Below are 13,126 nucleotides of genomic sequence, written 5' to 3' on the forward strand. Positions count from 1 at the left end.
GCTTGCGGTGGGCAAGTGGACGCCACGCTTTTTTTGACGGTGGTCGTTGGGTCGGGCGCTGGGGCCCATGCCCTTTCCGGCGAATGTCCTCCGGCGTCGGCCTGCGGCCGCCCCCTCCCCCTTTATTTCGCCTCCAAGGGCATGGGGCCCCAGCGCCCGACCCAACGACGGCTGCGTCTGGTAAGCGTCAAGGCACGTTTCTGTTTGCCCCGCAGATGGGCGAACAACCACAAAAAAGGCGGCGCCCGAGAGCGCCGCCTTACTTCCATTCAACGGCTTGGAGAGAGTAAGCCGTGGATCAGAAACGCTGCTGGTACTTCATGTACATGAAACGACCGATGTCGAAGCCGCCGTAGTAGGTGAAGCTGCTGTTGGGCTGGCTGTACATCGTCGGGCCCTGGTGGTCGAACACGTTGTTCAGGCCCACCGACACGGTGCCGTTCCACGGCAGGCTGTAACGCACCTGCACGTCGTGGAAGGTGTTGGAGCCGACCTTGTTGGTCGGCGATGCATCGGTGTAGGGCGAGTTGAATGCCGGCAGGTTGCACTCGTCCATGTAGGAGCACTTCTCCTTCATGCTGGAGTAGTAACGCGCGGTCCAGCCGATGCCCAGGTTGCCGTAGCTCCAGTCCAGGTTGAAGGTGGAACGCACGCGGAAGTTGCCGCCCCAGCCGCCCAGCTGCTCCACCGGCGTGGTGGCAGCATCGTCGTTGCGCTGCTCCAGGTAGTCGGTGTAGGTGGTGTTCCAGTTGACCGCGAACGTGCCGATCGTCGTTTCCGGCAGGCGGTAGCGCACGTTGACGTCATAACCGGCGGTTTCGCGGTAACCGGCGTTGACCAGCGACCGGTCCAGGCCGTTGACCTGGCCGTTGGCGGCGCGGGTGAAGCGGCCGCAGGCCGAATCCACACCCTGCACGTAGCACTGCTCCAGGATATTGGTGGCCGACTCGCCGACGATGGCGTTGTCGATGCGGATCTTCCACCAGTCCAGGCTCAGGTCCAGGCCGGAGACGAACTCCGGGCTGTACACCAGGCCCACCGTCCAGGTCTTGGCGGTTTCCGGCTTCAGGTTCACGTTGGAGCCCGAGCTGAAGTCCACCGTGGCCTGCTGGCCCGGCTTGCTGGCAACGGTGCCGTCGCTGTTGAGCTGGCGGAAGTTGGCCGGCACCTTCAGTGCGGCGCAACGCGCGGCCACGGTGGCGCTGGTGGCGGCAGTACCGAAGGCGGTGTCGCACGGATCGGTGAACGAATCGCGGCTGCTGACGGTGCCGCCGTACAGGTCATCCACGGTCGGCGCACGGAAACCGGTGCCGTAGGTGGCGCGTACCAGCAGGCTGTCGACCGGCTTCCACTTCAGCCCGAACTTGCTGTTGGTGGTGCCACCGAAGTTGGTGTAGTCCGAGTAACGGCCGGCCATGTCCAGCGACAGCTCGCGGGCGAACGGCAGGTCGGCCAGCAACGGAATCTGCAGCTCCAGGTAAACCTCGTTGAGCGAATAATCGCCCCGGGTCGGCTGGCCGCTGGTGCCGGCGATCTGGCCGTTCTGCACCTTCACGTCCGGGGTGTAACTGGCTTCTTCGCTGCGGTGCTCAATGCCCATCGCCGCCAGCATGTCGCCGGCGGGCAGGGTGAACAGCGCGCCGGAGATGTTGGCGCTGGCCACCTTGGTGGTGCTGCGCATCGTGTCCACGAACCGGCTGAACAGGTAGTCCTGCACCTCCGGGTTGCTCAACGCGCCGGGGCCGGTGTACCCCATCGGTGCGGCCGGGTTCCACGGCACACAGCCGGCGATCACGTTGCCGGCGGTACCGCAGCGTGCAACGCCGTTGCCATCCAGGAACGACGGGCCGACGGCCTGGTTGACGTTGGGCTGGTACATGCTGCCGGTACCACTCCGCTCGCCTTCATTGCGGTTGTACATGTAGCTGACGTTCCAGTCCCAGTAACGCGCACCGGTTTCAAACGTGCCTTCCAGACCCAGGCTGGCGCGTTTGGTTTCCAGGGTGTTCTCGGTGCCGCGCGGCATTTCTTCGCTGCGGTGCGAGAACAGCACGTCCTGGCCCCACAGGTTGAATGCACTGTCCTTGGACAGGGCGGCACGGGTACCGTTGCGCGCCTGCGCGGCGGTCACCGAGTAGGGGTAGCCGGCCAGGTGCTTGGTCGACTCGCGCTTGCTGTACAGCGCATCGGCCACCAGGCGCAGGTCGTCGGTGATGGAGAAGCCACCGTTGGCGAACACCGAGGTGCGCTCCATGCCGGTGAGCAGGCTCATGTTGGTCTTGGTGTTGGCACCGTTGGCCGGATCGGCCGCGCCGAAGTTGGCCGCATGGGTAGGGTCGCCGCCCGGGCCGACGGTCAGGACCTTGCCGCCCACGGTGACCGAGCCCCACGGGGTGTTGCTGTTGAGGCCATCGCTTGGGTGACGCTCGCCATTGGGGTAGGCGGTGAACGCGCGCGCGCCGCCGAGTACTTCGTCTTCCTTGGTGCGTTCGGCACCGACGGTAACCCAGCCGCGGTCGAAGGTCTTGCCGAAGGTAGCGCTGTAGGCGCGCTTCTGGCCATCGCCTTCACCGTACTGGCCGACGTACATGCTGGCTTCGCCGCCGTCGAAATTCTTGCGGGTGATGATGTTGACCACGCCGGCGATGGCGTCCGAGCCGTACAGGGCCGAGGCGCCGTCGGTGAGCACTTCCACGCGCTCGACGATGGCCGAGGGGATCGCGGCCAGGTCGGCGTAACCGCCCGCGCTGACGCCCATGCGGCGGCCGTCGATCAGCACCAGGCTGCGTTCCGGGCCCAGGTTGCGCAGGCTGACATACATGCCGCCGAAGTCGCGGCCGGAGTTCAGCGAGTTGGCGCGGCTCATGCTGGGCGCGCCGGCGGCGGTAATGTCCTGCAGGATGTCGGCGACGTTGACGTAGCCCTTCTTCTCGATCTCCGCGCGGTTCAGTGCGACCACCGGCTGGGCGGTTTCCACGCTGGCCTGGCGGATGCGCGAGCCGGTGATTTCGATGCGGTCCAGCGTGGTGGCGCCGTCAGTGGCGGTCTGGGCGAAGGCAGGGGCACTGCAGCTGGCAACAAGCGCGATGGCAATCGCGTTGCGCAGCGGGTGGGTCTTCAAATACATCCGTGCAATTTCTCTTTTCAGGAAAACAAGCGCCCTTGCGGGCGGTGTGGGGTACAACCAACACGACGCGGGGGGCGGGAGTCTAATGACTTTTCAACTTTTTTACTTTCATCTGAAAGCGTAAAAACCGCTAAAAATGAACGCTCGCTGACAAATTCGCGACTTGGCGAACAATCTTTCTGCACTGTGCGCGCGGCAGCATTGGCAACGACATCGCGTGCGCGCAGCGGCACCCATAACGGCGGTGGCCGACGCAACTTGAGCATGTCGGCGAGGCGGCGCAGGTCTGTGTTCATGCACGTGGCAAGACCTGCGGCGATCAGCGTCACCACCAACGGTGGTGACCTACCTCTGCAGCGGTGATCGATGTCGGACACCAAGATGGCCTGCGGCAAACATCGGAGTGCGCAGTTGTGTTCCGCAAGCCGAGCCCGTTGGCGGCCGGCAGGTCCTTGGCAAAATAAAGGAGGAGGCCGTCGCCGCAGGCGTCGGCCGGGGGACATTTGCACAAGGGCCTGCCGGCCGCCAACGGGCCCCGGACGCTAGTGCCACAGCCAAACGAAGACCCCGCTCGCTGCTGTTGCCCTATGGTTGAACCAATCCCCCCATATGGGAGAACACCCAAAAAAAAACCGCACCCTTGCGGATGCGGTTTGTAGATGGCGACGTACACGCAAACGCGCGTGCCGTCATCACCCACCTGTCGAAATGCTCAGGTCTCGCGCAACGCGGCGGTGATCGGCAACCGTGCTGCACGCAGGGCCGGGAACAGGCCCCCGACCAGCCCGATCCCCAGTGCCCACTTCAGGCCGGTCCACAGCAACTGCGGGGAAACCTGGAACTGGAACACCACCTGGCTGAAATTACTGCCCAGCGTGGAGACGGTGTAATTGTTGAACACCAGCCAGGCCAACAGCCCTCCCAGCAGACCGCCGAGCAGCGCCAGCAGCATCGTTTCCAGCATCACCGCAGTCACCACCGGCAGCCCACGGAAGCCGATCGCCCGCATGGTGGCGATCTCGCGCGCGCGCGTAGCCACCGCCGCGTACATCGTATTGAGCGCACCGAACACCGCCCCGACGGCCATGATCGCGCCGATCACCGTGCCCAACACACTGATCACCTTGCTCAGCCCGCCGGACTGCTTGCGGTAGTAAGCACGGCTGGTTTCCACGTCCAGCTTCAGCCGTGGGTCGTTCTCCATCGCGTCCTTGAACTGCTTGAAACCGGCCACGCCGTCGGTGCGCACGTTGACCGACTGGTAGGCGCTGCGGTTGTAGGTGGTGGACAGGGTCTGGGTATCGGCCCACAGCTCCGATTCGTGCACGTCATCGGAGGCGAACACGCCCACTACCTTCCACTCCTGCTTGCCCAGCTGCAGGGTCTTGCCCACCTCCAGCCCGGCGAACTGCGCCTGGGCCCCCTTGCCGACCACGATCTCACGCAGGCCCGGCGTGAACTTCCGGCCTTCGACGATCCGGATTTTCTCGCGCACCGCCCAGCCCTTCTCGCCCACCCCGCGGAACTGCACGTTGACATCGGAGTGGTCGCTGCGCGAAGGCAGACTGACCACCTGCGACAGTTCGGCCGAGACCAGCGGCTTGCCGTCGTTGCCCCGCGCCAGGCCGGGCAGGCTCTCGATCAGCGGTACCTGGTCGCGCATGATCACCGAGTTGGTTTCGGCCTGCGAACCGCCGCGCAGCACGATCGCCACGTCATCGCTGCCACTGCGGTCCAGGGTGGCCTTGAAGCCATCGCCCATCGCCAGCATCGCCACCAGCACGCCGACCACGCCGGCAATGCCGACCACGATCACCGACGAGGCGCCCCAACGCTGCGGCAGGCTGGCAATGCCGATCCGCGCCGCTGCCAGCGACAGCCGGCCGCTGCGGGTGAGCAGCAGCCAGCCTGCCACCACCACCACGATGGCCAGCACCATCCACCACGGCAGTACGATCCAGACCACCAGCGCCACCACCAGCAGCAGCACCGTCAACGCATTCCATATCCATTGCCTGTTCATGGTGGGCCTCCTCAGCGTCCGGCCAGTGCATCGACGATTTTCAACCGCTGCGCGCGCAATGCCGGCAGCAGCCCCACCACGATTCCAATCACCGCCATCAGCCCCAGTGCCATGCCCCAGGTCTGTGCGGGTACGCCGGGCAGACTGATCATGCCCTGGCTGTTGGCGCTGATCACCGGCATCAGGATAGCCGCCAGGCCCATGCCGATCAGCCCGCCGAGCACGATCAGCAGCACCGACTCGATCATCACCAGCACCAGCACCGTGCCGTCCTTGAAGCCCAGTGTCTTCAGGATGGCCAGCTCGGGGATGCGCTCGCGCACGGCCTGGGCCATGGTGTTGCCGGTCAACAGCACCAGGGTGAAGAACACCGCACCCATGATCCCGGTGACGATCATCCCGATGTCGGCGAACTGCTTGGCGAAGGCCTGCGAGAACGCCGCCTCGGTCTGCGACTTGGTCTCGCGGTCCGAATTGAGCGACAGCGCATCGATGGCCTGGGCCACCCGCGAGGCGTGCGCCGGGTTGTCCAGCTGCACGGTGTAGAAGCTGACTTGGTTCTTGATGTAGTCGTTGGACTCGTCGAAGTAGCTCCAGTGCAGCAGCAACTGGTTCTCGGCCGCGGCATTGTTGCGGTCGCGGGCCCGGTAGATGCCGACCAGTTCCAGCGGCCAGTCATTGCTGCCCTTGCGCGGGAAGATGGTGGCCTGCATCGGGATGGTGTCGCCCAGCTTCCAGCCGAAGCGCTTGGCCAGCGTCTCCCCGACGAGGGCGCCGGTACGGGTGTTCTTGAACGCCTCGGCCTGGGCCGGCGGCAGTTCGAACTCCGGGTACAGGTCCATGTAGTTGTCGGACACCGAGAAACTGGGGAAGAAGTTCTTCTGGTCCTGGTAGATGCCACCGAACCACATCGCGTAGTTCACCTTGCGCACGCCAGGTACCGCTTCGATATCGCGCAGCAGGCGCAGCGGCAGGCTCTGGGTGATCGACAGCTTGGAGGACACCACCAGCCGCTTGGCGCCTTCGATGGTGTCACCGCCGGAGTTGAAGGCCACGCGCACCGAGTCGAGCATGCCAAACAGCAGGAACGCAGCCACCACCGAGAGCAGGGTCAGCAGCGTGCGCGTCTTGCTGCGGAACAGCTGGGCCCAGATCAGCGAGAAGTATTTCATCGCGGCATCCTCCGTCAGTGGGCCGCTGGCGCGTCGGCCAGTTCGCCCTTGTCCAGGTGCACGGTATGGGTGGCGTACTCGGCGGCCTTGGGATCGTGGGTGACCATGATGATGGTCTTGCCGTGTTCGCGGTTGAGCTGCTGCAGCAGGCCCAGGATCTCCTCGGCGGACTGGCGGTCCAGGTCGCCGGTGGGTTCGTCGCAGATCAGGAAGGTCGGGTCGGAGACGATCGCCCGGGCGATCGCCACGCGCTGCTGCTGGCCGCCGGACAGTTCATTGGGACGGTGGCTGCGGCGGTCGGCCAGGCCCACCAGGGTCAGAGCGATCTCGGCATTGCGCTTGCGCTGGGCCGCGCCGAGGTGGGTCAACAGCAGCGGCAGCTCGACGTTCTTCTGCGCGGTCAGCATCGGCATCAGGTTGTAGAACTGGAACACGAAGCCGACATGGTGGCTGCGCCAGGTGGAAAGCTGGCCGCCGCTCATGCGGTCGATGCGCTCGCCTTCGATCTCGATCTCGCCGCCGCTGGGCGTATCCAGCCCGCCGATCAGGTTGAGCAGGGTGGTCTTGCCCGAGCCAGACGGACCCATCAGGGCGACGAAGTCGCCGCGCTGGATGTCCAGGTCGATGCCATGCAGCACCTGCACCTTCTCGGGGCCGCGTTGGTAGGTCTTGGTGATGTTGCGGAGCGAAACCAGGGTCGACATGGGCGGTTCTCCGGAAGGGCGGACGACGATCAGAAGCACGTCACGCGGCGCCAGCGCCTGCATGCATGCAAGGTTCGGTCAACACACTACGTCGTTGCGCACATGCAGGCGCAACGGGTTACTGCTGTTGCTTTTCCACGACCCTGGCGCCGTCGTGCAGGTCGGCCGGCGGGTCGATCACCACCACCTCGCCGGCACTCAGCCCCTGGCTGACCTGGCGATCAGTGTTGAGCATGGCCCCGGCGGTGACCGGGCGCAGTTCCACGCGCTGGTCGTCCTTGACCACGAAGGCCACCGTTTTCTGCTCACGTTCGACAATCGCCGCCGCCGGCGCACGCACGCCCTTGGGCGCGGTGGCCCGGGCGGGCTGCGCGGCCTCCAGGAAGCTGACCCGCACGCCCATTTCCGGCACGATCCGCGGGTCTTTCACCTTCAGCGCCACCCGCACCTTGACCGTGGCCTTGCCGCGATCGGCGGTGGGGATGATGGCGATCACCTCGGCCGGAATCTTCCAGTCGGGGTAGGCATTGAGGGTGGCTTCGACCGGCATCTTCGGCTCCACGCGGCCGATGAAGGCCTCACCGACTTCCACCTCGATTTCCAGCGATTCCATGTCCACGATGGTGCCGATGCCGGTGCGGGTGAAACCGCCGCCGGCCGACAGCGGCGAGACGATCTCGCCGGGCTGCGCGGCCTTGGCGGTGACCACGCCGGAGAACGGTGCGCGCACGGTGTTGTTGTCCACGCCAAGGTCGGCGATGGCCAGTGCGTCGTTGGCGACCTTGATATTGCGTTCGGCGGTGCGCAGCTGCGCCCGCAGGTTGTCGCGCTGGGCGGTGGCCAGGTCGTACTGCGAGCGCGACACCAGCTGCTGGCCGACCAGGGTCTGCAGGCGCGCCGCTTCGGCGTTGGCCTGCGCCACCTGCGCCTGCAGCCCGGACAACTGGCTGCGCGCGGCCTCCACCTGCGAGGCCGAGAGACTGCGTTGCGCGTTGGCATCGATCGGGTCGAGCGTGGCCATGATCTGGCCCGCTTCGACGCGCATGCCTTCTTCGATCATCACCTCACGGACCTTGCCGGTGATCTTGGCCGAGACCGTGGCCATGCGCCGGGCCACCACGTAGCCGCTGGCGTCGAGCACCGAGCTGCTGGCAGTGCCTTGCTGGATCGCCACCACCGGCGCGGTGCTGACCTCGATGGGGCGTTGCCGGCCGAACACGAACCAGGCGATGCCGGCGACCAGTAGCAGCGCGATGATTGCCAGCGCGATCCACAACCCGCGACGGGGCGAGGACGGCGGCGGGGCGGCCGCCTTGCGGTCGATGCGGAGTTCCTTGAGCAGTTCAGCGGATGCGTTCATCGTGACTCTGGACGGGGAATCGGGCCGAGTGTGACCGCAACGGCGGTCGCGGGGCAAACCGTCGGGGCTGCCCGGTGGTGCCCAGCATGCCCGCCGGCCCGGCGTAGCGGCAGTGACAGCTGTCACCCGCTTGCACTGACGACGGCCACTGGGTGGGCGCCCGGCGGGGGCGGATGCTGGCACCGTCACCTCCGGAGAACCCGCCGATGTCCGACCCTGCCGTTGTTCCGCTGGCCCGCCTGCACGGCGCCCAGGTCCATTACGGTGCGGTTGCCGCACTGCAGGGCGTGAGCCTCGACCTGCACAACGGCGAGATCCTCGCCCTGCTCGGTCGCAATGGCGCCGGCAAGAGCACCGCCATCGCGGTACTGCTCGGCCTGCGTCGGGTCGACGGCGGCCAGGCTGAACTGCTCGGCGGCGACCCGCAGCAGCGCGACAGCCGCCGCGGCATCGGCGTGATGTTGCAGAGCACCGCATTGCCGCCGATGCTGCAGGTAGGCGAACTGATCGACCTGGCCCGCGCCTGCTACGACCACCCGCGGCCGCTGGACGACTGCCTGGCGCTGGCGGGCCTCACCGAGCTGGCGACGCGCCGCTATGGCCGCCTGTCCGGTGGCCAGCAGCGCCGCGTGCAGTTCGCCATCGCCGTCTGCGGGCGGCCACGCCTGCTGTTCCTCGATGAGCCCACCACCGGCCTGGACATCCAGGCCCGCCAGGGCCTGTGGCAGGCGATCCGGCAGCTGGCCGGCGAGGGTTGCGGGGTGCTGCTGACCACCCACTACCTGGAAGAGGCCGAAGCACTGGCCCAGCGCGTGGTGGTGATCGAACAGGGCCGGGTGCTTGCCGACGGGCCGCTGGCGCAGTTCCGCCAGCAGCTGGCACCGCGCCGGATCCGCTGCCGTAGTGCGCTGGATGTGGACCGGCTGAAGGCCTGGCCGGGCGTGCGCGAGGTACGGCGCGAGGGCCTGCGCCTGCACCTGCTGGCCGAACCGGCCGAGCCGGTGGTGGCGCGGTTGCTGGCTGAAGATCCCTCGTTGCAGGAACTGGAAGTGCATGGCGGCGGCCTGGCCGACGCCTTCGTCGAACTCACCCGGGAAGCCGCATGAACACCCTGACCCCGCCCCGCGTTGCCACCCGCCGCGCATCGGCCTGGCGCATTTACCGTGCCGAAGCGCTGTGCGAACTGCGCCGGGCCTGGCGCACGCCGGCCTTCGTGCTGCCTTCGTTGTTGTTCCCGGTGCTGTTCTATTCGTTGTTCGGCCTGTTGCTGGGCCGCGGCCACGCAGCGCAGTACATGTTGGCCACCTACTGCGTGTTCGGCGCGATGGCGCCGGCGCTGTTCGGCTTCGGCGTGCAGCTGGCACTGGATCGCGAAGGCGGGCTGCTGACCCTCAAGCGCGCCTTGCCGGTGCCGCCGATGGCGCCACTGCTGGCGCGGTTGTTGATGGTCGTGCTGTTCGCGGTGGGGGTGGCGGTGCTGCTGATCGGCGTGGCCACGCTGGCGGGGGTCACGGTACCGGCCGCGGCGATGCTGCAGCTGCTGGCGGTGGCGGCGTTCGCGGCAGTGCCGCTGGGCGCCATCGGTCTGTGGATCGGCAGCCATGTCGGCGCCAATGCCGCGCCGGCGGTGGTCAACCTGGTGTACCTGCCGCTGGCCCTGCTGTCGGGGCTGTGGATGCCCTTGTCGATGTTGCCCAAGGTGTTTTCCACGCTGGCGCCGTTGTGGCCCACCTGGCACCTGGCCCAGCTCGCACTGCCGGCGGTGGGCCAGCCAGCGCAGGGCAGTGCGTGGGTGCACGTTGCGGTGCTGCTGGCAGTGACCGGCGTGGCACTTGGCCTGGCGCACCGTCGCCTGCGTCGGGTCGGGTGAGTGGCGCGGACGAAGATGGCATGATCGCGCCTGACCGCCCCGCCTTGGAACCGCCCGTGTCGTCCAGCTGGATCGCTACCTTCCTGCGTCCCGCGCCGGATTCGGCCGTGGCCGACAACCTGCGCCGTGGCAGGTCGATGTGGGTGGATGCCATCCACCTGCTGTGGACGCTCTGGGTGTTCCTGACCCCGCTGTTCGGCGGTGGCTACAGCTGGCGCTGGGCAGCGCTGACGGCACTGACCTATCCGCTGTTCCTGCTGCTGTACCTCGGCGCGTTGCTGGCACCGCGCCGCCATGCCCCGCGCTATGCGCTGTCGATGGTAGCGCTCGGCCTGATCCCGATGGCGTGGTACCCGTCGGCGATCAGCTACTTCATCTTCGGCTGCGTGATGATGCGGGTCAGCCGGCGCGGCAGCTACGCGCGCTTCCTGCTGCAGCTGCTGGCGCTCAACACGCTGTTTGTCTGCGTGGGCGTGTTGGCGGGATACCCGTGGCAGGCGCTGGTCTGGATCCCCTGCATGGCGCTGATCATCTCGCTGGTGGTCAATTTTGAAACGGCCAGCCAGGAGAAGGATGCCGCCTTGCTGTTGTCGCAGGAAGAGATCCGCCGCCTGGCGGCCACCGCCGAGCGCGAGCGCATCGGCCGGGACCTGCACGACCTGCTGGGGCACACGCTGTCGTTGATCACCTTGAAGCTGGAGTTGTCGCGCAAGCTGGCCGACCGCGATCCGCAGGCCTCGCGCCGCGAAGTGAGCGAAGCCGAAACGATCGCCCGCCAGGCGCTGGCCGAAGTGCGCAGTGCGGTCACCGGCATCCGCGCCAGCGACCTGGCCGCCGAGCTGGCCTCGGCGCGGCTGCTGCTGGAATGCCAGCACGTGCACCTGCATTACGCCCCGCCGCCGCCGATGCCGGCCGATATCGAACGGGCGCTGTCGTTGGTGCTGCGCGAGGCCGCCACCAACATCGCACGGCACGCGCAGGCGAACCAGGCGTGGATCACCTTTGAAACACAAGGGCGGACCTTGCTCATGCAGGTCCGCGACGATGGCCGCGGCGGCGTGCACGCCGATGGCAACGGCCTGAGCGGCATGCGCGAGCGGGTGGCGGCGCTGTGTGGCCACTTGTCGTTGCAATCGGTGAAGGGCGAGGGCACCTGCGTCGAGGTACGGGTGACGTTGCCGGCGGCGACCACGGCAGTGCCGGCACTGCCCGTCGTGGCGTCTTCGCTGCCCACCGGAGACCTGCCATGATCCGGATTGTATTGGCCGAAGATCAGGCGATGGTGCGCGGCGCGTTGTCGGCATTGCTCGGGCTGGAGCCGGACATCCAGGTGCTGGGCAGTGCTGCCGATGGTGAAAGCGCGTGGCGCCTGCTGCTGCAGCTGAAGCCGGACATCCTGGTCACCGACATTGAAATGCCCGGCCTGTCCGGGCTGGAACTGGCACAGCGGATCGCTCGCCAGGGCCTGCCGATCAAGGTGGTGATCGTCACCACCTTCGCCCGCTCGGGCTTCCTGCGCCGCGCGCTGGACGCCGGCGTGTGCGGTTACCTGCTCAAGGATGCGCCGGCGGAAAAGCTGGCCGACGCCTTGCGCCAGGTGCAGCACGGTGGCCGCGCGATCGACCCGCAGCTGGCGCTGGATGCGTGGTCGCAGGCCGACCCGCTCAACGACCGCGAACGCCAGGTGCTGCGCCTGTCCGGCGACGGCCGCTCGGCCGGCGAGATCGCCACCCAGCTGGGCCTGTCGCATGGCACCGTGCGCAATTACCTGTCCGAATGCATCGGCAAGCTCGGCGTGGCCAATCGCATCGAGGCGTACCGGTTGGCGCGACAGAAGGGCTGGTTGTAAGCGCTCGGGTATCCTTGCCGCTCATCAAGGACGACGGGCAGTGCATGAAGCATCATTTCGGAGATCTGCTGGACCGCGGCAACGGCCTGTGGACGATCACCCCCAACGCCGAGCGCTGGGCGTGCCACTACGCCGACGTGGCCGACGCACCTGCCGATGCCACCCGGCTCACGTTGACCGGCAAAGACCTGCATTGGCAGTGTGCGGGGGAACTTGCCCAGCTGCGCGAACTCACCCTGCACGAACCCACCGCTGCGCAGCTGGCCGCGTTGGACCGGTTCAGCGGCCTGACCGCGCTGCGCATCAGCCATGCGCGGCCGAAATCGCTGGCGATGCTGGCGGGCATGACCCACCTGCGCGAGCTGGTGCTGGAGTACGTTTCGGGGGTGGACGACCTGTCACCGCTCGGCGGCTTGCCCGCACTCCAGGCGCTGCACCTGGAAAACCTGCGCCGCGTGCATGATTTTTCCGGCCTGGGCGGCGCGGTGGCGCTGCGCGAGCTGTCCATCGTCGGCACGCTGGACTGGAACCAGCCGGTGGACGACTTCGGCTTCCTGGCCACCCTGACCGCGCTGGAACATCTGAAGCTCACCTGGTTCCGCGCGCCCACCGTATCCCCGGTGCTGGGCGCGCTGACCGGGCTGGCGCACCTGCGCACGCTCGACGTGGTCATGAACGGCCTGCCGCTGGAAGAATTCGCGTGGATCGAAGCGAACCTGCCGCAGGTGCAGGGGGCCGTACGCCCGGCCTGCATTCCCTTCGGTGGCGAGGACCGCCGCATCGACCCGATGGACCACCGTGCGTCGATGCCGCTGGACGAGTTTCTCACCTACAGCGGCGTGTTCGTGGGCGACAACGGCAGGCGCTACGAGCGCGTTGCCGCCGAGGTCATGCTGTTGGGCAAGGGAGAGCGCAACGCCACCGGCAAGCTGGAGACCGTGCAGGCCAGATGCGCGCAGCATGCAGCGCGGTATCGCGCGCTGGTGGACGGCCTTCGCGCAACCCGGTAGGCATCCACCGT

11 protein-coding genes are annotated in these 13,126 nt (G+C 67.1%); 5 read left to right on the forward strand and 6 right to left on the reverse strand.

Annotation, left to right across the window (positions count from 1 at the left end):
* Positions 1-298 precede the first annotated feature (298 nt).
* The 6 genes from AC3IR9_RS01375 to AC3IR9_RS01400 form a co-directional block, all read right to left on the reverse strand.
* Complete coding sequence (locus AC3IR9_RS01375) at positions 299-3,127, reverse strand: TonB-dependent receptor plug domain-containing protein (RefSeq protein ID WP_489293547.1); 2,829 nt, start codon at positions 3,125-3,127, stop codon at positions 299-301.
* Between the two features lie 17 nt (positions 3,128-3,144).
* The gene (locus AC3IR9_RS01380; RefSeq protein ID WP_489293548.1) at positions 3,145-3,504 is read right to left on the reverse strand and encodes a hypothetical protein; all 360 of its coding nucleotides are present in this window, start codon (positions 3,502-3,504) and stop codon (positions 3,145-3,147) included.
* A 335-nt stretch (positions 3,505-3,839) separates the two neighbouring features.
* Positions 3,840-5,150 (reverse strand): ABC transporter permease, encoded by a 1,311-nt coding sequence (locus AC3IR9_RS01385; RefSeq protein WP_489293549.1) that lies wholly within the window; start codon positions 5,148-5,150, stop codon positions 3,840-3,842.
* Between the two features lie 11 nt (positions 5,151-5,161).
* Entirely contained in the window at positions 5,162-6,322 is a 1,161-nt protein-coding gene (locus tag AC3IR9_RS01390) for an ABC transporter permease (RefSeq protein ID WP_489293551.1), read from the reverse strand.
* A 14-nt stretch (positions 6,323-6,336) separates the two neighbouring features.
* The gene (locus tag AC3IR9_RS01395; protein ID WP_489293552.1) at positions 6,337-7,026 is read right to left on the reverse strand and encodes an ABC transporter ATP-binding protein; all 690 of its coding nucleotides are present in this window, start codon (positions 7,024-7,026) and stop codon (positions 6,337-6,339) included.
* Between the two features lie 118 nt (positions 7,027-7,144).
* On the reverse strand, positions 7,145-8,386 hold the full coding sequence (locus tag AC3IR9_RS01400; RefSeq protein WP_489293553.1) for an efflux RND transporter periplasmic adaptor subunit: 1,242 nt from the start codon (positions 8,384-8,386) through the stop codon (positions 7,145-7,147).
* Positions 8,387-8,592: 206 nt separating this feature from the next.
* Here AC3IR9_RS01400 and AC3IR9_RS01405 point away from each other — a divergent pair, with 206 nt between their 5' ends.
* The 5 genes from AC3IR9_RS01405 to AC3IR9_RS01425 are packed head-to-tail and all read left to right on the forward strand — an operon-like array spanning position 8,593 to position 13,115.
* Positions 8,593-9,492: an ABC transporter ATP-binding protein gene (locus tag AC3IR9_RS01405; protein ID WP_489293554.1), complete on the forward strand. Its 900-nt coding sequence runs from the start codon at positions 8,593-8,595 to the stop codon at positions 9,490-9,492.
* Positions 9,489-10,256 carry an ABC transporter permease gene (locus AC3IR9_RS01410; RefSeq protein WP_489293555.1) on the forward strand — a complete coding sequence of 256 codons (768 nt, stop codon included), beginning with the start codon at positions 9,489-9,491 and terminating at the stop codon, positions 10,254-10,256. Before AC3IR9_RS01405 ends, AC3IR9_RS01410 begins: the two co-directional genes overlap by 4 nt.
* 20 nt (positions 10,257-10,276) lie before the next feature.
* On the forward strand, positions 10,277-11,506 hold the full coding sequence (locus AC3IR9_RS01415) for a sensor histidine kinase (protein ID WP_489293557.1): 1,230 nt from the start codon (positions 10,277-10,279) through the stop codon (positions 11,504-11,506).
* A complete protein-coding gene (locus tag AC3IR9_RS01420; RefSeq protein ID WP_489293558.1) occupies positions 11,503-12,105 on the forward strand; it encodes a response regulator in 603 nt (200 codons plus the stop codon). The genes AC3IR9_RS01415 and AC3IR9_RS01420 overlap by 4 nt, the downstream gene beginning before the upstream one ends.
* A gap of 44 nt (positions 12,106-12,149) precedes the next feature.
* Positions 12,150-13,115: a hypothetical protein gene (locus tag AC3IR9_RS01425; RefSeq protein WP_489293560.1), complete on the forward strand. Its 966-nt coding sequence runs from the start codon at positions 12,150-12,152 to the stop codon at positions 13,113-13,115.
* Positions 13,116-13,126: the final 11 nt, after the last annotated feature.

It is taken from the genome of Stenotrophomonas sp. GL_101, from assembly GCF_057835675.1.